General features: G+C 46.1%; 17 protein-coding genes and 1 riboswitch. All 17 genes read right to left on the bottom strand.

Going from position 1 to position 21,201, the window contains the following annotated elements:
- Positions 1-18: 18 nt before the first annotated feature.
- The 17 genes from ACMN7X_RS02885 to glmS all read right to left on the bottom strand — a co-directional run bounded on the left by ACMN7X_RS02885 (position 19) and on the right by glmS (position 21,153).
- Entirely contained in the window at positions 19-4,128 is a 4,110-nt protein-coding gene (locus ACMN7X_RS02885; protein ID WP_418746001.1) for a SpaA isopeptide-forming pilin-related protein, read from the bottom strand.
- A gap of 275 nt (positions 4,129-4,403) precedes the next feature.
- Positions 4,404-5,102 carry a transglycosylase domain-containing protein gene (locus tag ACMN7X_RS02880; protein ID WP_418746000.1) on the bottom strand — a complete coding sequence of 233 codons (699 nt, stop codon included), beginning with the start codon at positions 5,100-5,102 and terminating at the stop codon, positions 4,404-4,406.
- A 127-nt stretch (positions 5,103-5,229) separates the two neighbouring features.
- Positions 5,230-7,473 carry a formate C-acetyltransferase gene (gene pflB, locus ACMN7X_RS02875; protein ID WP_418745999.1) on the bottom strand — a complete coding sequence of 748 codons (2,244 nt, stop codon included), beginning with the start codon at positions 7,471-7,473 and terminating at the stop codon, positions 5,230-5,232.
- A gap of 17 nt (positions 7,474-7,490) precedes the next feature.
- A complete protein-coding gene (gene pflA / locus ACMN7X_RS02870; protein ID WP_418745998.1) occupies positions 7,491-8,216 on the bottom strand; it encodes a pyruvate formate-lyase-activating protein in 726 nt (241 codons plus the stop codon).
- A gap of 40 nt (positions 8,217-8,256) precedes the next feature.
- Positions 8,257-8,339, bottom strand: a riboswitch (ZMP/ZTP riboswitch).
- A 42-nt stretch (positions 8,340-8,381) separates the two neighbouring features.
- A complete protein-coding gene (ilvC, locus tag ACMN7X_RS02865; protein WP_418745997.1) occupies positions 8,382-9,398 on the bottom strand; it encodes a ketol-acid reductoisomerase in 1,017 nt (338 codons plus the stop codon).
- A gap of 96 nt (positions 9,399-9,494) precedes the next feature.
- Positions 9,495-9,995 (bottom strand): acetolactate synthase small subunit, encoded by a 501-nt coding sequence (gene ilvN, locus ACMN7X_RS02860; protein ID WP_418745996.1) that lies wholly within the window; start codon positions 9,993-9,995, stop codon positions 9,495-9,497.
- Between the two features lie 78 nt (positions 9,996-10,073).
- Complete coding sequence (gene eno / locus ACMN7X_RS02855; protein ID WP_418746048.1) at positions 10,074-11,357, bottom strand: phosphopyruvate hydratase; 1,284 nt, start codon at positions 11,355-11,357, stop codon at positions 10,074-10,076.
- A gap of 70 nt (positions 11,358-11,427) precedes the next feature.
- The gene (locus ACMN7X_RS02850; RefSeq protein ID WP_418745995.1) at positions 11,428-11,865 is read right to left on the bottom strand and encodes a cupin domain-containing protein; all 438 of its coding nucleotides are present in this window, start codon (positions 11,863-11,865) and stop codon (positions 11,428-11,430) included.
- 13 nt (positions 11,866-11,878) lie between these two features.
- The gene (locus tag ACMN7X_RS02845; protein WP_418745994.1) at positions 11,879-14,491 is read right to left on the bottom strand and encodes an InlB B-repeat-containing protein; all 2,613 of its coding nucleotides are present in this window, start codon (positions 14,489-14,491) and stop codon (positions 11,879-11,881) included.
- Positions 14,492-14,522: 31 nt separating this feature from the next.
- Complete coding sequence (locus tag ACMN7X_RS02840) at positions 14,523-15,218, bottom strand: HAD family hydrolase (RefSeq protein ID WP_418745993.1); 696 nt, start codon at positions 15,216-15,218, stop codon at positions 14,523-14,525.
- Between the two features lie 91 nt (positions 15,219-15,309).
- Entirely contained in the window at positions 15,310-15,738 is a 429-nt protein-coding gene (locus ACMN7X_RS02835; RefSeq protein ID WP_418745992.1) for an RrF2 family transcriptional regulator, read from the bottom strand.
- A gap of 94 nt (positions 15,739-15,832) precedes the next feature.
- The gene (locus ACMN7X_RS02830) at positions 15,833-16,396 is read right to left on the bottom strand and encodes a hypothetical protein (protein ID WP_418745991.1); all 564 of its coding nucleotides are present in this window, start codon (positions 16,394-16,396) and stop codon (positions 15,833-15,835) included.
- Between the two features lie 85 nt (positions 16,397-16,481).
- The gene (locus tag ACMN7X_RS02825; RefSeq protein WP_418745990.1) at positions 16,482-16,694 is read right to left on the bottom strand and encodes a hypothetical protein; all 213 of its coding nucleotides are present in this window, start codon (positions 16,692-16,694) and stop codon (positions 16,482-16,484) included.
- A gap of 120 nt (positions 16,695-16,814) precedes the next feature.
- Positions 16,815-17,825 carry a GGGtGRT protein gene (locus ACMN7X_RS02820; RefSeq protein WP_178041712.1) on the bottom strand — a complete coding sequence of 337 codons (1,011 nt, stop codon included), beginning with the start codon at positions 17,823-17,825 and terminating at the stop codon, positions 16,815-16,817.
- A gap of 17 nt (positions 17,826-17,842) precedes the next feature.
- On the bottom strand, positions 17,843-18,535 hold the full coding sequence (locus ACMN7X_RS02815; RefSeq protein ID WP_418745989.1) for an iron-sulfur cluster assembly scaffold protein: 693 nt from the start codon (positions 18,533-18,535) through the stop codon (positions 17,843-17,845).
- A gap of 110 nt (positions 18,536-18,645) precedes the next feature.
- Positions 18,646-19,317, bottom strand: a complete 672-nt coding sequence (locus tag ACMN7X_RS02810; protein WP_418745988.1) for a UDP-N-acetylglucosamine pyrophosphorylase — start codon at positions 19,315-19,317, stop codon at positions 18,646-18,648.
- 9 nt (positions 19,318-19,326) lie between these two features.
- Positions 19,327-21,153, bottom strand: a complete 1,827-nt coding sequence (gene glmS / locus ACMN7X_RS02805) for a glutamine--fructose-6-phosphate transaminase (isomerizing) (RefSeq protein WP_418745987.1) — start codon at positions 21,151-21,153, stop codon at positions 19,327-19,329.
- Positions 21,154-21,201: the final 48 nt, after the last annotated feature.

Below are 21,201 nucleotides of genomic sequence, written 5' to 3'. Positions count from 1 at the left end.
AGGTGCGATAAAAATCCTTTATCTGAATTTTCTTCTTTTCTTCCTCCATACCCGGGCCATAACCAATATCGCCGCAAATCCCAATCCGGCAACCTTCAATAAAGGACTTCCGTCTCCTGTATTCGGCGTATCCAAAGGCACTTTTTTCTTCAGGCGCACTGTCTGTCCTTCATCATTAATATCCTCATGGGCCGCTGTCTCATTTCCGTCGGCATCCAACAGTTTTTCGAATACAACCAATTTCATATCTTCAAAGCCTGATGCATCAAAGGCAAATTCCATGATAATTTCTTCATCCGCCTTTTCTGCCCGGAAGGCCCGTTCAGAAATCACGGTTTGATTATTTATGAGCAGTGGTTCCCCCGTTGCTTTATTCATCAAAATCCCGATCAACTGATAACTGCTGCCCGGCATCAGATTTTCACAGGATACCCTGTCCACGATTGCCGCATTTTCATCGGCAGATATGATCTTATCGCCATCGACTTTATCCTCCGCCTTTGTATGAATTTTTATTTTTACCGGATAGTTTTTAATCTCTGTTTCTAAAAGAGCCACCTCTGTAAGCTGGTCTTTATATTCAAGCTTGATCGGATAAGTTTCCTCACTCAAAATATATCCCTGAGGCTGCCGGGTCTCCTGCAGCTCATAATTTCCGAAATACAGTTTTTCGGATTCAGCGATACCTTCCTTTGTGATCAAATGTCCTGCAATCTCTCCCTTTTTGAGCCGCAGAGTTCCATCCGGCGCAATAATGTCCTCTGACGCAACAATATCAAACTCAGCGTCACTTAAAAGTTCTCCCGATTCGGCATCTTTCTTCACAATTCGAAGCTGTCCCATCGCCGGTTCATCAAAGAATTCAATAACCAGAGGATTTTCCCAGGATGCTCCCTCCGTCACCTTAAATTCCAACAATTCGCCTTTCAGATATCCCTTTGGCGCCTGTATTTCTTCCAGATAATAAGTTCCATATTTCAGTTTTTCCGGGAAAGTAAACTGTCCCTTTTCATTTGTCTTAAATGTTTTGCAAACCTGTGTTTCCGGATAATGGACCGTCATGGTTACCGGCTGTTTCTCCCCATCCAATAAACGGAACTCCGCACCGGCCAGAGGGATAATATTTCCGGTTTCTTTATCTTTTTTGACAACGGTCACCGGGCTGACAATCAATTTATCCTCTTTATAAATACCTTTCAATGTAACTCCTTCCTCGGATATCGTCACTTCAAACGGCTCAATAGGTTTTACTTCTTCCGGATATGCGGTTTCTGTCACAACATAAGTATCAAACAGAAGACTTCCCCGCGGCTGTTCTGCAGAGGCCGTTGTCGCAAAACCTTTTTTATCTGTCACAATCTTTCGGACAACTTCTCCCGTCGTTTTCGATGTCAAAGTAAATTCCACATTCTCAATGCCCTCCAGTGTATCCGTGTCATCATCAAGTTTTTCATAAAACTTTACAATCTCCACATCACCGCGGATAATATTCTCTCCGCTGGTGACTTTATATTTTAACACCTTTGAAGTCTTATCCTCCGGATTCGAAGCATCCACCGTATAGACCGCCGGATCCACCAGATATCCATTGGATGAAACCGTTTCCTTCACCCGGTAAATGCCCGTCGGCAGCTCTTTGGACACCGCATGGCCCGTGCCGTCAACCGTCAGCGTATCTGCCGGCTTATTTTCAGAATCCAGCACTTCATAGACTGCGCCTTCAAAGGAAGCCGCTCCCTGGGGCGTCCCTTCCCCTGTCTCGCTGTCCACCTTTTCCAGTTCAATCTGGATTTTCTGCGGTACATCTGAAACTACCGGATAATTATAACCGGATACCCCCTCGGAATCCTCCACCGTTATCTTTCTCACAAACAGCTCATCATTTAACAGATAACCGGTCGGCGCCTCTGCCTCCTGGATTGTCAATGTTCCGCAGGGAAGAGCTTCTTTCCCATTGGAATCATAATAAAAATCATCGCCGGATACCTTATAACTGTCTTTAAACGCACAATATCCATGGGCATCGGTCTTAAGCAGCCACTGTCTTACAGGTTCACAGCCAGAGGAAGCCGGGTCTGAATCCTGCTGAACATTATAAAATTTCACATTAAACAAAGCGCCCTCCAAAGGTGCGCTGCCGGAGGGCTGATCTGACTCCGTTTCCGCATCAATTTTAGCCAGAATAATATCAATCGTTTCCATCTTGGAAACATCCTCCACCGTAAGTGTCGCGGCCTGTCCCGGCACAATCGTCACATTGTGTGCCGTTGTATCCACATAAAACCCCTTCGGCGCCGTAATTTCCTTTACCGTATATGTACCCGCCGGAATGTCCGCCAGCTGTCCCCATCCATTAACATCTGTTTGAATTCGGCCAACTTCCCGATCAGAAGCATCGTAGAGGCCATAGACTGCGCCCTCCAGAGAGTAGGCCCCGTTATTATCCGAAACCTCTGGATTAGAAGATTTCTTTATCAATTCCAGCGAGCCGAGTCCCTCCGTGACAATCCGAATATAGGAATATACATGATTTGAAATTTCAGCATAGGTTGCCAGATCCTGAGTTCCATTCTCTCCATTCCATGTTACCACCGCATTGGCTCCGCCATTATTCACATATTCGGCGCCCACCTTCACTCCATCGATATACAGGTTATTGCTCCAAATCGTAAGCTGACTGCCGTTTTTCTCAAAATGAATACCATCACAGGCATAATTATACCTGTCCAATACATTGTTTGAATCGGAAACGACGGCTTCATATCTTTTGGCAGACGGATTCCATTTTAATAAAATTGTCGGCGGATTATTTTCATCATTTCCGGAAAAAGAAGGTATAGTCTCCGCATTCAATATCGATGCTTTGAGCTGCTCATAATAAGCCTCCCCATGGGCCGGAGCATGGGTATTCTGTATAATATGATGAATGGCCGCTTCGCCTGAATCCGTATTAAATTTCCCCCGGCTGCAGGCCCAGATGATCGCCTGGGTTACCGCATACTCCGTACGGGCCTCCACGCTCGAATATTGGGATTCATCATAAGCCGTCCCCGTTTGTTTCCACCCATATGCCAGTGCGTACCCGATATAGTTTTGCTGTAATTGGGGCAAAACCGTTTCTGTTGTATAACTCCCGGCGGGAATCGGCGTGCCGTACTGCACGCAATAGGCCGTCCGCGTATACTCTGTATATGTCGGCCCTGTCTGAATAATATGGGAATAGGGATCTGAAAGATAATCCGGCTCAAATTCACCGATGATCACAGGCTTCACAAACAGGGAATACATTCCCCAGTTCTGGCCGACCTCCCCCACATTCAGGGTCATTACATTTTCATTCGCCTTTATTGCCGTATCCATCTCTTTTGACAATGTTTCTGCCTCTGACCGCTCCGACTCCGATAAAAGCCCGTCCTGCTCTTCACCAGGCTGATATTCGGTTTCCAATTCCGGCTTGCCCTCTGTTCCCAATACATCGGTCTCCGGCCGCATAGTTTCCACTGCAGCGGTCTCTGGCTGCATGATCGCTGTTTCTGATTCCAAAGTATCTGACACTGTTTCATTTGTTTCCACCCCATCCTTTAATTTCGTCTCACTCTCTGATACTGTTTCCGCTGCCGCGGTATCCGACAACACCGTCTCTGCTGTTGATATTGCCTCTGCTGCCGATTCTGTTTCCGCTGCGGACTCTGACTCGGTATTTTCTGTGATATCCGTAAAATAAACCTCTATCCGAATATCCGATAAGACCTGAATCTCTCTTTCAAAAACATTCCGGCTGTCCGACAGCTTCGAAACCTCCGTCCGGTCAATCGCCGCCTCAGGGCCGCTGATCTCAACAGCCTCAACCGCACATCCTTCTTCTGCTTCCGCTTTCAGCATCAAACTTACTCCGGCACCGCACTCAAAAGTTGTCTCCTCTTCCGGGACTGAAATTTCATGTGTAACTCCCAGATGATCTGTTATTGCTACATTTCCTTTACCGTGATACAGGGCAGATACCCTGCATGCAGCGGGGGCCGGTTCGACTTCTTCCCCGCTCGCATATAATGTCAGGGGCTGCAAAATACTCATGATACACAATAAACCGGCCATCGCCCCGGCCATTCGACTCTTCAGTTTTGTCATAAATTATTTTCTCCTTTCGATAAATTAAAATCTAAAAACAGTCAGTGAATTCCATGTCCCCCCTTTATTTATTTTCTATCTTCATTCATTTTGGATATCTGCTTTGAACAAAGCTTTGAATAAAAGATTATTTCGGTCAACCAGACAGGTCTTCCGGATATGTTTATTCTATCATGACAAACTCTGATTTTTCAATTATCATCCATCGACAAGAAATGACCCCCAAAGTCAAATCTCGTGCAGATCCGACTCCGAGGGTCTGATTTATATCCATTTTAATTCACTTCCGCCAGCACTTCATTTTGCTGCATCATACTCAACACCTGCTGCTGTCTTTTTCTGGCCATCTCCATATCCACCGATGGCGCATACACCGCAGGGGCGTTTGGAACGCCGACAAGCAGGGTACATTCATCATCGGTCATATCCCAGGGTTCTTTTCCAAAATATCCCAGGCTGGCTTCCCGCAGAGAATAGTACCCCTCCCCGTAATAAATGCTGTTAATATAGGCTTCCAGTATTTCTTCTTTACTGTATTCCCGCTCAATTTTCAGCGCCATCAACATTTCCGCTGCCTTTCTCTCCAACGTCTTTTCCTGAGTAAAATACATATTTTTCGCCAGCTGCTGGGTTATGGTGCTTCCGCCCTCCACAAAATCCATCGCTTTAATATCATTGACAATCGCCCGGCCTGTGGCGATCACATCCACGCCCATATGGTCATAAAACCGATGGTCCTCAACAGCGATCAACGCCTGCTTATATATATCTGGAACCTGTTCTAACGAGACATAGGATGGTTTTTGCGCTATTTCTTCCATGGCCTGGGCCAGCGGTTTTTTTTCCAGTGCATCTTTATAATCCGAATAACCTTTAAACATAAATACAGAAAATACCAGAAGACCGATTCCCATCATCATCTTCAGCAGTTTACAAAAAATCACCAGCTTTATACTCTTCCAAATCAATTTCATTATCGCTGCCTCCTTGTCTTTATCTTTAATATAAGTATAAAACCCCGGAGTTTTTGCAGCCATCGATTCGCCTTACAAAAAAAGAGGCAATCTTACATCTTTGTAAGACTGCCTCTTTGAAAAATAATTACATACTCTCGTGGAAGGTACGCTTGATAACTTCCTGCTGCTGTTCCCGGCTGAGACGGTTGAAGTTGACCGCATAACCGGAGACACGGATCGTCAGCGTTGGGTATTTTTCAGGATGATCCATGGCATCCATCAAAATTTCCCGGTTCATGACATTGACATTTAAATGATGGGCGCCCTGAACAAAATATCCGTCAAGAATGGATACCAGATTCGCTGTCCGCTCATCCTCAGTTTTGCCAAGGGCCTTCGGCACGATCGAGAAGGTATTGGAAACTCCATCCTGGCATACGGCCCGATACGGAATCTTAGCCACCGAATTCAGGGACGCCAGAGCCCCATTTATATCTCTTCCGTGCATCGGGTTTGCTCCCGGCGCAAACGGTTCCCCGGATTTACGTCCATCCGGCGTTGCCCCGGTCTTCTTTCCGTACATCACATTGCTTGTGATCGTCAATGCGGAAAGGGTGTGAATACCGTTGCGGTATAACGGATGTTTTTTAAGCTCTGCGGAAAAATAGGATACGATCTCCACTGCAATGTCATCCACCCGGTCATCATCATTGCCATACTTCGGAAAATCGCCCTCAACCTCAAAGTCCACGGCAATGCCCTCTTCATTTCGAACCGGCCGCACCTTTGCGAATTTAATGGCTGACAGGGAATCCGCCGCAATGGAAAGCCCCGCGATACCAAAAGCGGCAATCCGGTCAACCAGCGTATCATGCAGGGCCATCTGGCTGGATTCATAGGCATATTTATCATGCATATAGTGAATGATATTGATCGTATCCACATAAAGCTCAGCCACATAAGCCAACACCTTTTTATAATTCGTCAATACCTTTGAGTATTCCAGCACATCGTCCATATCATGTTCAATGTTTGGAATCACATGGGTGCCCTTTTTCTCATCCACACCGCCGTTGATGGCAAGTAAAAGACTCTTCGCCAGATTGGCTCTGGCGCCGAACATCTGCATCTGTTTGCCGACAGCCATGGCTGAAACGCAGCAGGAAATGCAGTAATCATCACCGTACATCGGCCGCATCAGATCATCATTTTCATACTGAATCGAATCGGTGCTGATACTCATTTTCGAACAATAAGCCTTAAATGGTTTTGGCAGATTCTGACTCCAAAGTACGGTCATATTCGGCTCCGGCGCCGTGCCGAGATTTGTCAGGCTGTGCAGATAGCGGAAGGTATTTTTTGTGACAAGGGTCCGGCCGTCAATACCCATGCCGCCCAGAGCTTCCGTTACCCATGTCGGATCCCCGCCGAAAAGCTCATTATATTCCGGCGTCCGAAGATGGCGGGCAAGACGAAGCTTAATGATAAACTGGTCGATCAGCTCCTGCGCACCCTTCTCATCAAGAAGCCCTTCCTCAATATCTCTCTGGATATATATATCCAGAAAAGTGGCCGTACGGCCCAGAGAAATGGCGGCCCCGTTATTTTCCTTGATTCCGGCCAGATAACCCATATAAAGATTCTGCACGGCTTCCCTCGCGTTTTCCGCAGGACGTGAGATATCGCAGCCGTATTTCGACGCCATACTCCGCATTTCTTCCAGGGCGCGAATCTGCATCTGAACCTCTTCCCGAAGGCGAATCCGCTCATCCGTCATCGGGCCGTCGATCATCACCAGATCTTTCTTCTTTTCTTCGATCAGAAAATCCGTGCCGTACAACGGTACCCGGCGGTAATCTCCGACAATCCGTCCCCGCCCATAGGCATCCGGCAGACCGGTAAGAAGTCCGGCATGGCGGGCCTTACGTGTCCTCTCCGGATATGCATCAAATACACCGTCATTATGGGTCCGGCGATAAAGCCGAAAATGATGTTCAATCTCCGGATTCAGCTTATAACCATACTGCTCCAGGGCGGATGTCGCCATACGCATACCGCCGAAAAGATTGACGATCCGTTTCAGCGGCGCATCCGTCTGCAGGCCCACAATTACTTCATTTTCTTTATCGATATATCCCGGAGCAAAATTATCAATGCCGGATACCACATTGGTCTCCACATCGATAATGCCCTTTTTCATTTCTTCTATGATCAAACCGCTGGCTTTATCCCAAACCTTTTTTGTTCGCTCAGAAATCGGCGCCAGAAAGCCTTCGTCTCCCTCATACGGCGTATAATTTTTCTGAATAAAATTGCGTACATTCACTAAATGCCGCCATTCGCCCGTCTTAAATCCTCTCCATGCAGTGCAGTTCACATCAATACTCATTTTTTCGCTCCTCCTGTTTAAGATTCGTTTCGATGATGATTCATAAGTGCCTGCCAGTCTGAAAGTTTCTGAGGTTCCATCGGTTCCACGCCCTCTAAAGGATAAGGAATTTTTAACGCCGCATATTTATGAACGCCAAGCACATGATAAGGAAGCAGCTCCACCCGCTCCACATGCTTTAGTGTCTGAATATAGTTATCCAGGCCTTTCAGGTGTTCATCCCCATCGGTAACACCCGGAACAACCACATGCCGGATCCAAAGCGGAATATTCATCTCCTGCGCCGTTTTCAAAAATGCAAGGGATTCATCCGGCTCCCGGCCGGTAACTAAATGATATCCCTCCCGCGTATAATGTTTTATATCCAGAAGAACCAAATCTGTATATGCAAGTATATCCTCATAACTTCCAATGCCACATCCCGCCGTGTCCAGACAGGTATGGAGTCCGGCCGCCTTACACAGCGGTAAAACCTCCTTCAGAAAATCTCTCTGAAGCAACGGTTCGCCGCCGGAAAAAGTCACACCGCCCCTGTCTCCGTAATAGGGCTTAAAACGCAATAACCGCTTCACAAGCGCCTCCGCCGATATTTCCTGAATATGATTTCCAGTCATAGACCATGTATCCGGATTGTGACAATACTGACATCGAAGACGGCAGCCTTGTAAAAAAACAACGGAACGAACCCCCGGTCCATCGACCAACGCCATAGATTCAATTGAATGAATTCGCCCGAGTGTCATTTTTTAACCTCCTTTACACATAAAAACAGCCGACTGCCTGGGCTGATGCCCAGACGGTCGGCTTAATATACAAACATACTTCACGTGGTTCTTCCACTAAATCCGTCAGTCATATGTTATGATACAGATTTTAACGTGATGCCGTATTTTTGTCAAGTCCAAAAATTAGTTATCGATTAATTTTCCTTCGCCATTCCAGCTGTACAGTTTACGGATCTCTTCACCGATAATCTCAGACGGATGAGCTGCTGCTTTTGCACGCATCGCTTTGAAGTGAACCTGACGTCCTGCAGGAGACATATCTAACAGGAAGTCTTTTGCAAATGTACCATCCTGGATATCTGCAAGGATCTTCTTCATAGCTTTCTTTGTATCCTCTGTAACGATCTTAGGACCTGTGATATAATCACCGTACTCTGCAGTGTTGGAGATGGAATATCTCATACCTGCAAAACCACTCTGATAAATAAGGTCAACGATCAGTTTCATCTCATGGATACATTCAAAGTAAGCGTTTCTTGGGTCATAACCGGCTTCAACCAGTGTTTCGAAACCAGCCTGCATTAATGCACAAACACCGCCGCAGAGAACAGCCTGCTCACCGAAGAGGTCAGTTTCTGTCTCTGTCTTGAAAGTAGTTTCAAGAACGCCGGCTCTTGCGCCGCCAATACCCAGAGAGTAAGCCAAAGCCATCTCCTGAGCTTTGCCGGTGTAATCCTGATATACGGCAACAAGGCAAGGTGTTCCTTTGCCTTCCTGGAACTCGCTTCTTACAGTGTGGCCCGGAGCCTTTGGAGCAATCATAGTAACGTCAACATATTTTGGAGGTACGATACATCCGAAATGAATGTTGAAGCCATGAGCAAACATTAACATATTTCCTTCTTCCAGGTTTGGCTCGATATCCTTTTTGTACATATCAGCCTGTAATTCATCATTAATAAGAATCATGATGATATCCGCCTGCTTTGCAGCTTCAGCTGCTGTAAACACTTCAAATCCCTGAGCCTCTGCTTTTGCCCATGATTTGCTTCCTTCATAAAGTCCGATGATAACATGACATCCTGACTCTTTCAAGTTCAAAGCATGTGCATGTCCCTGGCTGCCGTAACCGATAATTGCAATTGTCTTCCCCTCTAAAAGAGACAGGTTACAGTCTTCCTGATAAAAAATCTTAGCCATTTTTTCTTCCTCCTACTGTTAATATTTTAATATGTATCTTCTAATAATACAGAGCTGTACACCTTATCGTGCATCAGACGGAATATTATTATGGAGCTATAAATACTTTACGTCGTCCGAGCCTCTGGACAAACCGGTCACACCGGTACGGGCCAGCTCAAGGATCTCATAATCACTGACAAGGCGAATAAACGCATCCAATTTCGACTGATTGCCCGTCAGTTCAATAATCATAGAATCAACACCCACATCCACGACCTTTGCCCGGAAAATATCAACCACCGACAAAATTGCCTGCCGTTCCTCTGCACTTGCCCGAATCTTGATCATGATCAATTCACGGCAAACAGAAACACCTTCCTTGAGGGTTTTCACATCAATGACGTCCACCATCTTGCGCATTTGCTTTTCAATCTGCTCGAAAATCAAATCATCCCCATCAACAACAACGGTAATCCGGGTAAATCTCGGATCCATCGTTACGCCGGCGGAAATACTGTGGATATTGTATCCTCTGCGGGTAAAAAGTCCGGATACACGGCTTAAAACACTGGAAGTATTATCCACTAACAGTGAAAAAACTCTCTTTTGTTCCATACCTGCACCTTCCCTTATGATTTAAGGCGGGCACTTCGCCGGAGCAAAGTGTCCGCTTGTCTACTTATTATAGTAACTTCATCTAATTTTGTCAACAAAAGGATTCTCAAATCTTGCGGCTTTTCCAAGCGTTTCCTCGATTCTGAGAAGCTGATTGTATTTTGCAAGGCGGTCTGTCCGGGAGAGAGAGCCGGTTTTTATCTGCCCGCAATTCAGGCCGACCGCCAGATCCGCAATGGTCGTATCCTCACTTTCGCCGGAACGGTGAGACATCACGGCGCCGTACCCGGCCCTCTTCGCCATCTGCACAGCCTGAATGGTTTCTGTCAGCGTGCCGATCTGATTCGGCTTGATCAAAATAGCATTGGCCGCCTTCTGTCCGATCCCTTCCTGCAGCCGCCGTGTATTGGTTACAAAGAAATCATCGCCCACCAGCTGGACTTTCTGTCCCAGGCGGGATGTAAGACTTTTCCATCCTTCCCAGTCATCCTGATCGCAGCCGTCCTCAATCGACACAATAGGGTATTTTCCGACAAGCATTTCATAATATTCGCTAATTCCCTGACTGTCAAAGGCTTTACTGTTTTCACCATAAAGGATATATCTGCCGTCTTTATAAAATTCACTGCTCGCCACATCCAAAGCAAGACAAATATCTTTTCCCGGCTCATATCCGGCTTTCTCAATCGCTTCCATAATCACTTTAAGCCCGTCTTCATTGCTGGCCAGATCCGGGGCAAATCCGCCCTCATCCCCTACGGCTGTATTTAACCCCATGCCGTTTAAAACGCCTTTCAGGGAATGGAAAACCTCACTTCCCATTCGCAGAGCTTCGGTGAAACAGCAGGCGCCGGTCGGCACGATCATGAATTCCTGAAAATCAATCCCATTGTCCGCATGGGCGCCGCCGTTTAAAATATTCATCATCGGCATTGGCATAAGCGTCCCGGCCACACCGCCGATATAACGGTAAAGCGGCATATGATAAAATTCCGCGCCGGCCTTTGCGCAGGCCAAAGATGCCCCGAGGATCGCATTTGCCCCAAGATTTTTCTTAGCTTCCGTACCGTCCAATTCCAAAAGAATTCCGTCAATTGCTCCCTGCCTCGTCACATCCATTCCCCGGAGAGCTTTCGCTATCGTCTCATTGACATGTTTAACCGCCTTTTTTACTCCTTTGCCGCCATACCGTTTTTTATCGCCGTCCCGCAGCTCCAGCGCCTCATAAATGCCTGTGGATGCGCCGGAAGGCACGATCGCCCGACCGACGATCCCATGCCGCAGCGTCACTTCCACTTCCACCGTTGGATTACCTCTGGAATCCAATACTTCTCTGCCTTTAATTTCCTGAATTTCTTTCATCATAAAAAAACCTCCTGTTTTCTGCCTAGTATGCTCAAACAGGAGGCTTTATATGTATTCCAATTAGTTTTTACGCTTCATTCTGCCAGTCCGCCGGATATACAAAATAGGCGTACCTGGCCCTGGACGGCGTTTGAAAATGAATATGGCTTCCCTTTGGTATATAAATAATATCCCCGGGATAACCTGTAACAATACGTCCATCAATTTCTATCTCCAAAACACCGGATATGACCATATCATATTCATCATAAGTTAATGTCCATTCAAAGCTTGTGCGATCCAGCTCCATAATACCGGCACCCATCCGCGGCGCTTCCTCCAGAGAAACAATATCCTTCAGATAAACGCCGGGCGTATCACTGAAAGGCTCGCAGCGGACCGTATCCGTCTTTACTTTAAGAATACCGCTGGCATCCTTCTCTTTAATAAAGTCCTCTGCCGTCATCATTTCCGCCAGCACCTTTTTGACGATCTCCCGCACCATCGCTTCATTGATCTTTTCCATAACGACTCTCCTTCTAACGTTTTCGATGGGTCATCCACTGATAGACAAGATACGCGCCGATACATACAACGCCAACCATCGCCAGAATAACCAGCGGCATCACACCGCCCTTTTCAGGTTTTTCCATGCTCTCCGTCTCCTCCGGCGCCGTTTCCGGCTCAGGCAGTTTCTGCCACTGGGCATAAAGTTCAATATTTGCCTCCGGCATATTGAATTTGAGCCCGGAATCATAACTTTCACCGCTGCCGTCCATCTTTGTGTTCCAACCTATAAATTGATAGCCTTCCCTCTCCATCTTATCCCCGGAAAGAATAGTTACCATATCGCCGGCCTCATATTCATTTTCATCTGCCGGAAGATTCTCCACCGTATTCGCATTGGCGCGATAAGTTACCTGATACAGCGGAATCCACCGGCTGTAAAAGGTCAGCCCCTGAGCCTTCATCGCTGTCTCTGCCCCGGTGACGGTTTTTCCCGCATTCTTTGTTCCAAAAATTTCTTCCCCGGACTGATACAGCGCGTCTTCCCTGGAAGTAAGAGACCATCCGGCGAACCGGTAATGCTCAACCGCCATATCACCATGGTCTTTCACCCTGACAATCGCGCCTTCTTCATATTTTTCCTCATCGACCGGCAAAACTCCGGTCAACAGCGCATCTTTCGGAATCGACGCAATATAGGTCACCGCATACTTATCTGTTCCGACGACACGCCACTGGGCATAAAGGGTCACATTGGCCTCCGCCACTTTTATCTTATCTCCGGCCTTCAGGCGTGTGCCCGAACCATCCTGATTCACACACCAGCCGTCAAATACATAGCGTGTCCCGTCCGCATCGACTTTTTCGAGATTGCCCGATTCTTTCACCGTAATTTCATCGCCGGAATAATAAATATTACTGCCCTCTCTGACGGTACCCTGAACATCCTTCGGAAGTGTGCCGCCCGTATTTGTATTGCCGTCATAATTGACCGAATACACCGGAATCCAGCGTCCATATAATACCAACCCGCCGGTTTTCATCGACGCCTGAGTTTCCACCGAAATTCCATGGACAGAAACATCCGAATAAAGCTTTTCACCGGCGGTATAAACACCGTTTCCGGCATCCAAAGCCCACCCGACAAACTGCCAGCCATCCGCCGTCATTCCATTACCGCCCTGAACGGAAACCATTGCACCGGGCAGATATCTCGCAATATCGATTGGCGGATTTCCATATAAAACAGAGCCTTCCGGCAGATTCATGGCATAACTGACGCCATATAAGTTTTCCATATAATTATATGTAATTGAGAAAAAGTTATCGCCGAGAGGATTTTCAGGATCCTGCCCCTGATAACGAATGATCTCCCAACTGTACTGATTATCCACAATCTCTCCGATATGGAAATCCACACCGGCGCTGCTTCCGGTTCTTAAACTCGGCATGCAGCTGTCCCTTCGCTTGTCCACATTTTCCATGAATTCTTCCTCCGGATTTTCCGGAACAAGCGTATACCATCCTGCCGTCAAATTCTCTATCTGGAGATATTTCACCGGCTGGTCTCCATTTTTCTCAAAAACCACCTCATAAGAGGTAAAAGGCGTGTCGTCATTAATCATCTGATTCGGGCTGTCAAAACGATACAGCTTAAAACGGAATGTATGGGACACATCACTATTATATGGAAGCTGCTCTAACTGAACAGCCGCCGTGATATGCCCGCTCACCATCTCAGTTCTGAAATAAGCCTCGTCCATCGGTTCTTCATCGGAAACCGGGACTTCACAGCCATCGCTGTTCATCCTCGCTTCCTCCGTTGACGCCTCGCCGTTATAATAAACTTTTACCTTATATTCTCTGTCCTCCGTCAGATTCATGACTTCACTTTCCGGCAAATGATAAGGCGCGCTTCGGATCATATCGCCGACAGGTTCTTCCACACCGCCCGTTACGCGATACCATTGAACTTTAATCGGAAGATTCCGCAGATTTCCATAAACACACTCCATTTTCACAGCCGCTTTATTCAAAAACTCTGACTGATTCAAATCAATGCCCCGCATGACCGGAAAATCCACATCGATAGCGTCCACTTCCGCAGCCACATTAACAAGGCATGTATCCAAAGCTGTATCTGCCGTTCCGCTGTCCGATGACAAATAGACGCCGGACATTCCCTCAATTCCGATCACCTGATTATTGCCGCCGACAAAATCCGTATCCGCCTGAATATAGATTTTGTGACTTCCCCATTCGCTCAAATCCGGTTTCTCCCAGAGAATATACCATCCGTTAATATCCCGACAGACTTTTCCGTCTTTTGAATTGCCCGAGGAATCACCATTTTTATCAATAAAGGTCCCTTCGGATAAAATATTCCCGACGCCATCGGTGATATGGAAATTTTTTCCGACATATGTACGTATTTCCGCCGCGTTTACATTACTGCCGGAAGCCTCGTATTGAAGCTCATAAATACGTCGATTCCAGTTTTTCACCTTAACTTCCTGTTCTATGCTGCACTCTTCCGCCGTGGTTTCCTGCTCCTCTGTTTCATCCGCATAAACGGCCATCCCCATAAATAACAGGCACAGACACATCCATGCCAACACCCTTTTTATAACTTTTTTCTTCTTCATATGAATACCCTTTCCAAATCCCAATTCTTATTCAGGCCTCTGCCGACCCTGCCAGCAGCTCAGCCAGTCTATCTACCGATGGGACCACCGCATCCGCTCCGGCCCCTGTTAATTCTTCCATACTGCCATATCCGAACAGCACGCCAATCGACGAAATCCCGTTTTTCTTTGCGCCGATAATATCATGTTCCCGGTCGCCGATCATCACCATCTCTTCCGGCAAACAAGCCTGCCCCGTTTTTTCTTCCAGAAGCCGAAAAGCCCAGGCGATGACTTCCGCCTTATCCGTCCGTTCTCCGCCCAACGTACTTCCGGAAAGAACGTCAAAATATCCGTCAAGGCCGAAATACTCCAAAATTTTCCCGGCGTAAATCTCCGGCTTGGACGTGGCCAGCCCGACAACCTTTCCCGCATCTTTCAGCCGCTTCAGCAGAGCCTCTATTCCCTCATAGAGCTCATTTTCAAAAATTCCCTTATCGCTGAAATATTCTCTGTAGGCCGCCACCGCCTGTACCGCCCTTGCTTCTTCAAACCCATAAAATTCTTCAAAAGATTCTTTAAGAGGCGGACCGATAAATTTATAAAGTTCCCTCCGGTCAGACACAGCAATTCCAAACCTACTCAGTGCGTACATAACCGAATTCGTTATACCGATCCCCGGATTTGTCAATGTCCCGTCCAAATCAAAAAGAATCACTCTTTTCTTATTCCATTCTGTCAACGACATAAAAATATCACCTTTCCAAATAATACCTAGAGTAAGTATACCATAATTACTGCAAAATATCATCGAAAAGGTGATTTTGTTGACCAATTTCTTAAATTGAAAAATTATTCCCCTGCGCCTGCTGAATCAGGTCTTCCAAAGTTACACTATCCACATAATTATTAATCACTTCAGCCAGGCCCATCCAAAAGCCGAGGGTTAAACACTCAGATGCCCTTGGACATTGATTCGTTTCATCCTCAAGACAGGCAATTGGCGCCAGACTGCCTTCCGCGGTCCGAAGTATATCTCCTACAATATAATCCGAAGGTACTCTGGCCAGCCGATAGCCGCCCCCGGCCCCCCGGACACTCCGAACATATCCGGCTTTGCTTAGAAGGTTCATCACCTGTTCCAAATATTTCACAGTTATTCCCTGACGACTGGAAATGTCTTTTAATGGAATCAGAGTTCCTTCATCGTGCATAGCTAAATCCAACATTGTACGCAGTGCATAACGTCCTTTGGTTGATATTTTCATTAAATACCCCTCTCATTACCATTATTTTACAACATATTTTACTATATTTTGAATTTAACCGCAACACCCTTAATTTCCATATGAATAGAATATTTTACATTTCAACACGAACTTCCGCCACATCTCCGGTGACCCGTGTGAAAATCACATCAAAATAGTCCGAATCCCGTTCCAACACATAAGGGATACTTCCGCTCGCTTTTTCTCCCGGTTTGACCGTTCCCGGCTCAGCGACATCATCAAAATACCACAAAAACGGACTTAAAACACCTTTTTTGCTGTCCAGAATCTTAAACAGATCATACTCAACCTTCACACCCTCAGAGAGAATAGAAGAAAAATTGATATTTTCCACCTCATAACTTAAAAGAACGACCGACTTTTTATTATTGTGGTGCTTCCGCTCCCACCAATCCGTTCTTTCAACGCCGGTGACTGTCAGTTTATAGCTGCCGTATTTGGCATCAATCTGCAGTGCTTCGCCAACCTCGATTTTTTTCAGACCGTTCGGGCCAATTGCCTCTTCTTCTGTACTTGTTTCCGCCGTGTTTGTTTCTGCCGTTTTCGACTCCGCTTCCGTCTCCTTTTTCTCATTGCCGCAGCCGACCATCATCAGACAGGCGGCGCATACTAACAGCAAACTGATTATTTTTTTCATGAGTTTTTTCCTCCCGTAACTTCTATTTTATCCGAAAGCCCGCTGACAAAGGCGGCTCCCGGCACCAATGATCTTCTGGCAATTATTATATCACATTTATCTTATTAAAAATAACCGTTTTCTCTTTCATGGATATTTTTCCAACCTGATAGCCATAGGCCGTAAGTTCTTTTTTGTATCTCAGAAAAGAATGGTCTATCGGCACCCCCGCGATCTTTTCTATTTCTTCAAATGTCAGCTTAAAAGACGGACTGTCATTTTTCTGCACATATTCCCATAAAGAAACATATTTACTCATTATTTTCCTCCACAATTATAATCCTTTTTTATTTTAACATATTTCATTCCATATGAAAAATAGAATAGGGCGTCCATTCTCTGGACGCCCAAATATACTCATCTTGATTTTTCCGCCTTTTTAGAATTTGCCGGCCTTAGCTGCTTCCTCAACGGAAACGGCCACAGCCACGGTAGCTCCAACCATCGGGTTATTTCCCATGCCAATCAATCCCATCATCTCAACATGGGCAGGCACGGAAGAGGAACCTGCGAACTGAGCATCGGAGTGCATACGGCCCATAGTATCTGTCATACCATAGGAAGCAGGACCTGCTGCCATGTTATCCGGATGAAGGGTACGGCCTGTACCGCCGCCGGAAGCAACGGAGAAGTACTTTTTACCCATTTCGATACATTCTTTCTTATATGTACCTGCCACCGGATGCTGGAAACGGGTTGGATTGGTAGAATTTCCTGTGATGGAAACGTCAACGCCTTCTTTATGCATGATGGCAACGCCTTCGGTAACATCGTTGGCGCCATAGCAGTTGACTTTTGAACGGAGCCCTGTGGAGTACGCCTTGCGGAATACTTCTTTGACTTCGCCTGTGTAATAATCCATCTCTGTTTCAACATATGTAAAGCCATTAATTCTGGAAATAATCTGTGCGGCATCTTTGCCAAGGCCGTTTAAGATAACCCGCAGAGGTTTCTGGCGAACTTTGTTTGCCTTTTCAGCGATACCGATCGCGCCCTCTGCTGCGGCAAAGGATTCATGTCCGGCAAGGAAACAGAAACATTCCGTTTCTTCTTCCAGAAGCATTTTCCCAAGGTTTCCATGGCCGAGACCAACTTTACGCTGATCGGCAACAGAACCCGGAATACAGAAAGCCTGAAGGCCTTCGCCAATCGCTGCTGCCGCATCGGCGGCTCTCCGGCATCCTTTTTTAATTGCAATTGCAGCGCCCACCGTGTAAGCCCAACAGGCATTTTCAAAACAGATCGGCTGGATCTTTTTAACCTGTGCATATACGTCCAATCCGGCATCCTTCGTGATCTTTTCTGCTTCTTCGATGGAAGCGATACCATAGCTGTTCAGCACAGAGTTGATTTTATCAATTCTTCTTTCATATGATTCAAATAAAGCCATTTCTCTTCCTCCTCGAATTATTCTTTTCTAGGGTCAATAATACGAACTGCATCCTCAACACGGCCATACTGACCTTTCGCTTTTTCCAGTGCCGTATTGGCATCGTCACCGGCTTTGATGAAATCCATCATCTTGCCAAAGTTAATAAACTGATAACCGATAATCTGATCTTCTTCATCCAAAGCAATACCTGTAACGTACCCATCGGTCATTTCAAGATAACGAGGGCCTTTTTTCAATGTACCATACATCGTACCAACCTGGGAACGGAGACCTTTTCCAAGGTCTTCAAGGCCGGCGCCGACAGCCAAACCATCTTCAGAAAACGCAGATTGGCTTCGGCCATATACGATCTGCAAAAACAGTTCTCTCATAGCCGTGTTGATCGCATCGCAAACCAAATCCGTATTTAATGCTTCAAGAATTGTCAGACCCGGAAGAATTTCAGAAGCCATAGCCGCTGAATGGGTCATTCCGGAACATCCGATCGTCTCAACCAAAGCTTCCTGGATGATGCCGTCTTTTACATTCAATGTTAATTTACAGGTTCCCTGCTGAGGTGCACACCAGCCAATACCGTGTGTAAATCCGGAAATATCTTTAATTTCCTTCGCTTTTACCCATTTTGCTTCCTCCGGGATCGGCGCCGCACCATGAGCAACACCCTGGGCTACCGGGCACATCATTTCTACTTCATGTGAATAAATCATTTTATAACTCCTTTCAATTTAAGTTGAGTATTCATTGTTAAAATGATATCATATTTATCTTTATTTTCTCACAAAACCCTGGTTTCGTCCAGCATTTTTAATACAATTCATCAAATAATTTTCTTTTGGACGACCTCTCCCGTATTCTTAAAAATACACCGGGCCGGCACAAATCCCCGAACCATGGATGTCGGATAAATGTTGGATTCCCGGCCGATCACCGTTCCGGGATTTAACACGGCGTTGCAGCCAACTTCCACGTGATCTCCCAACATCGCGCCGAATTTTTTCAATCCGGTTTCAATGCGCTCATTTCCTGCCGTCACCTTCACCAACATCTTATCGGCTTTCACATTGGAAGTGATGGAACCTGCACCCATATGGGCCTTATACCCCAAAATAGAATCCCCCACATAATTATAATGAGGCACCTGCACTTTATTAAATAATACGACATTTTTCAACTCTGTGGAATTTCCTACAACAGCCCCTTCGCCGACAATGACATTCCCACGGATAAAGGCACAATGGCGCACTTCCGCTTCTTTGCCGATAATCGCCGGGCCATGGACATAAGCTGAAGGAAATACGACAGCGCTTTTGGCGATCCACACATCATCGCCCACCTGGTCATATTCCTCTTTCGGCAATGTCGGACCTAATTTCAAAATAAATTCTCCGATCTTCGGCAGTACCTGCCACGGATAATCCACTCCGTCAAATAAATCTGCCGCAATCGTCTCTTTCAGATCATATAAATTTTTAATCATTAACCCTTCCATGACTCTCTCCTACTCCACTGTTACAGATTTTGCCAGATTTCTCGGCTGATCCACATCACAGCCTTTGGCAACAGCCACATAATAAGCAAATAACTGCATCGGAATCGTTGCCATCAGGCCGGTAAAGTTCTTATTTGTCTTCGGAATGTAAAATACATAATCCACATTTTTTTCAATTTCCGTATTATCTTCATTCGTCACCGCAAGGACAAAACCTCCCCGGGTTTTCACCTCCACGATGTTGCTGACAATCTTGCCGTAAAGCCGTTCCTGGGTTACCAAAGCCACCACAAGCGTTCCATCTTCAATCAGAGAGATCGTGCCGTGTTTTAATTCTCCGGCAGCATAAGCCTCGGAATGTACATAGGAAATCTCTTTAAGCTTCAAAGAGGCCTCCAGGGCACTGGCATAGTCGATCCCCCGTCCCAGGAAAAATACATCCTTCAGACCGATATACTGATTTGCAAGATACTGGATTTTCTCTTTATCCTGAAGCATCTGCTCAATCTTATCCGGCAAGGCCTTCAATTCCTGAATCATTTCCAGATAGTCACTTCTGGAAATCTTCTCACGGATCTTCCCAAAATGAAGGGCAAGAAGATAAAGCGCAGACAACTGGCTCGTATAACCCTTTGTCGTCGCCACGGCAATTTCCGGGCCGGCCCATGTATAAAGAACATCATCCGCTTCTCTTGCAATCGAACTTCCAACCACATTGACAATCGCCAGTGTACGGACTCCATGGCGCTTTGCCTCACGCATGGCCGCCAGAGTATCCGCCGTTTCTCCGGACTGGCTGATAATGATCGCAAGGGTATTATCCTCCAGAATCGGATTGCGGTAACGGAATTCGGATGCCAGATCGGCTTCCACAGGAATACGGGATAACTCTTCAATCACATATTTTCCGGTAACTCCCGCATGATAAGCCGAACCGCAGGCAATAATAAAGATTTTTTTCAGATTTTTAATCTGCTCTTCCGTCATCCGGAGTTCATGAATAAATACTTCGTCTTCTCTTAACCGCGGGAAAATCGTATCTCGCACGGCCTTCGGCTGTTCGTGGATCTCTTTCATCATAAAATGCTGATAACCGCCTTTTTCCGCCGCGGAAACATCCCACTGAATCTCTGTCACTTCTTTTTCAATGACATCCAGATCCTGATTATACACCGTCACATTATCACGGGTCAGCTTGACGATCTCTCCGTCTTCAAGGATATAAATTTTCCGGGTATGCTTTAATACAGCCGGTATATCCGAGGCAATATAATTGCCGTCTTCAGAAAGGCCGACGATCAACGGACTGTCCTTTTTCACTGCGATGATCTCATCCGGATTATCTTTATTGATAATTCCAAGAGCATAGGAGCCCTCGATGCGGCTCATAACCTTCGCCAATGTCTTTAATAAATCGCCGTCAAAATAATAATCCAGAAGAAGTGTGACAACTTCTGTATCGGTTTCTGATTGGAACACATACCCTTTATCCAAAAGACGCTTCTTCAATTCCAGATAATTCTCTATAATTCCGTTGTGAACAACGGCAATCGTCTCGCTGGCATTCACATGGGGATGAGAATTAACATCCGACGGTTCTCCATGAGTTGCCCAGCGGGTATGACCGATGCCGACGGTGCCGGCCAAATCTGTACCATCATGAGTCATCTCCCGCAAATCTTTAATTTTCCCTTTTGTTTTTACTGTCTCAATATTTTCACCATCGAAAATAGAAATGCCTGCCGAATCATAGCCTCTGTATTCAAGCTTTGCCAGGCCATCCAGAAGGATCGGAGCTGCCTGAGCTTTACCAATATATCCAACAATGCCGCACATAGTCTACCTCCAAATTTTTATACTAACCTACTAAATATTATTATTCTA

Origin of the sequence: Frisingicoccus sp., assembly GCF_048388605.1 — a bacterium.
Classification (GTDB): domain Bacteria; phylum Bacillota; class Clostridia; order Lachnospirales; family Lachnospiraceae; genus Frisingicoccus.
The sequence above is the reverse complement of the archived record's forward strand: the minus strand, read 5'-3'. Positions and strand labels throughout refer to the sequence as shown.

Bases quoted from the DNA above. Each gene is read 5' to 3' on its own strand.
- ACMN7X_RS02885 (WP_418746001.1), bottom strand. From the start codon at position 4,128: ATGACAAAACTGAAGAGTCGAATGGCCGGGGCGATGGCCGGTTTATTG.
- ACMN7X_RS02880 (WP_418746000.1), bottom strand. From the start codon at position 5,102: ATGAAATTGATTTGGAAGAGTATAAAGCTGGTGATTTTTTGTAAACTG.
- pflB (WP_418745999.1), bottom strand. From the start codon at position 7,473: ATGAGTATTGATGTGAACTGCACTGCATGGAGAGGATTTAAGACGGGC.
- pflA (WP_418745998.1), bottom strand. From the start codon at position 8,216: ATGACACTCGGGCGAATTCATTCAATTGAATCTATGGCGTTGGTCGAT.
- ilvC (WP_418745997.1), bottom strand. From the start codon at position 9,398: ATGGCTAAGATTTTTTATCAGGAAGACTGTAACCTGTCTCTTTTAGAG.
- ilvN (WP_418745996.1), bottom strand. From the start codon at position 9,995: ATGGAACAAAAGAGAGTTTTTTCACTGTTAGTGGATAATACTTCCAGT.
- eno (WP_418746048.1), bottom strand. From the start codon at position 11,357: ATGAAAGAAATTCAGGAAATTAAAGGCAGAGAAGTATTGGATTCCAGA.
- ACMN7X_RS02850 (WP_418745995.1), bottom strand. From the start codon at position 11,865: ATGGAAAAGATCAATGAAGCGATGGTGCGGGAGATCGTCAAAAAGGTG.
- ACMN7X_RS02845 (WP_418745994.1), bottom strand. From the start codon at position 14,491: ATGAAGAAGAAAAAAGTTATAAAAAGGGTGTTGGCATGGATGTGTCTG.
- ACMN7X_RS02840 (WP_418745993.1), bottom strand. From the start codon at position 15,218: ATGTCGTTGACAGAATGGAATAAGAAAAGAGTGATTCTTTTTGATTTG.
- ACMN7X_RS02835 (WP_418745992.1), bottom strand. From the start codon at position 15,738: ATGAAAATATCAACCAAAGGACGTTATGCACTGCGTACAATGTTGGAT.
- ACMN7X_RS02830 (WP_418745991.1), bottom strand. From the start codon at position 16,396: ATGAAAAAAATAATCAGTTTGCTGTTAGTATGCGCCGCCTGTCTGATG.
- ACMN7X_RS02825 (WP_418745990.1), bottom strand. From the start codon at position 16,694: ATGAGTAAATATGTTTCTTTATGGGAATATGTGCAGAAAAATGACAGT.
- ACMN7X_RS02820 (WP_178041712.1), bottom strand. From the start codon at position 17,825: ATGGCTTTATTTGAATCATATGAAAGAAGAATTGATAAAATCAACTCT.
- ACMN7X_RS02815 (WP_418745989.1), bottom strand. From the start codon at position 18,535: ATGATTTATTCACATGAAGTAGAAATGATGTGCCCGGTAGCCCAGGGT.
- ACMN7X_RS02810 (WP_418745988.1), bottom strand. From the start codon at position 19,317: ATGGAAGGGTTAATGATTAAAAATTTATATGATCTGAAAGAGACGATT.
- glmS (WP_418745987.1), bottom strand. From the start codon at position 21,153: ATGTGCGGCATTGTTGGATATATTGGTAAAGCTCAGGCAGCTCCGATC.